1 protein-coding gene is annotated in these 1,263 nt (G+C 66.3%); it reads left to right on the forward strand.

The features are described from left to right. A partial coding sequence (locus tag ADADOO_RS01905; RefSeq protein WP_511274524.1) for a transketolase-like TK C-terminal-containing protein occupies positions 1-1,263 on the forward strand: 1,263 nt, incomplete at both ends.

Genomic DNA, 1,263 nt, shown 5'->3' on the forward strand with positions numbered 1-1,263 from the left:
ACAAGCCGAGCCTGATCTGCTGCAAGACGACCATCGGCATGGGCGCCCCGAACAAACAGGGCTCGCACGACTGCCACGGTGCCCCGCTCGGCAAGGACGAAATCGCTGCCGCCCGCGAATATATCGGCTGGGCACACGCTCCCTTCGAAATCCCGGCTGACATCTACGCCGCCTGGGACCGCAAGGCCGCCGGCGCCGCGGCCGAAAGTGACTGGAACAGTCGCTTCGCCGCTTACCGCGCCGCCTTCCCGGCCGAAGCCGCCGAGTTCGAGCGCCGCGTCATCAAGGGCGAATTGCCGGCCAACTGGGAAGCCACCAAGGCGGCCTACCTCGCCGCCTGCCGCGACAAGGCCGAGAACATCGCCACCCGCAAGGCTTCGCAGAACGCCATCGCCGCGCTGGTTCCGGCCGTGCCGGAAATCTTCGGCGGCTCAGCCGACCTGGCCGGTTCCAACCTGACCTTCGTCAAGGGCAGCAAGGGCGTCACCCGCACCGAGGGCGGCAACTACTGCCACTACGGCGTGCGCGAATTCGGCATGACGGCCATCGCCAACGGCCTCGCGCTGCATGGCGGCCTGCTGCCCTACACCGCCACCTTCCTGGTTTTCTCCGATTACGCCCGCAACGGCATCCGCATGGCCGCGCTCATGAAGCAGCGCCAGATCATGGTGTATACCCACGACTCGATCGGCCTCGGCGAAGACGGCCCGACGCACCAGCCGGTCGAGCACATCCCCAGCCTGCGCCTCATTCCGAATCTCGACGTCTGGCGCCCGGCCGACGCGACCGAAACGGCCGTTGCCTGGATTGCTGCGGTCGACCGGAAAAATGGCCCAAGTTTGCTCGCCCTGTCGCGCCAGAACCTGCCGACCGTGACGCAAAACGTGGCGGATGCCGACATCACCAAGGGCGGCTACGTGCTGTCCGAAGCCGATGGCGAAGCGCAGCTCACCTTCATCGCCACCGGCTCCGAAATCAAGCTGGCGCTCGACGCTCAGGCCGCGCTGGCCGGCGAAGGCATCCAGACGCGCGTCGTCTCCATGCCGTGCACCAACGTTTTCGACCGCCAATCAGACGAATACAAGACCGCCGTCCTCGGCGACGGCAAGAAACGCATCGCCATCGAAGCCGCTCATCCAGACTTCTGGCGCAAGTACGTCGGCCTGCATGGCGCCGTGATCGGCATTGACCGCTTCGGCGAGTCGGCGCCGGCCGGCCAGCTGTTCGACCTGTTCGGTTTCACCGTCGCCAACGTCGTCAAGA

This window comes from Azonexus sp., assembly GCF_036170495.1.
Lineage (GTDB): Bacteria > Pseudomonadota > Gammaproteobacteria > Burkholderiales > Rhodocyclaceae > Azonexus.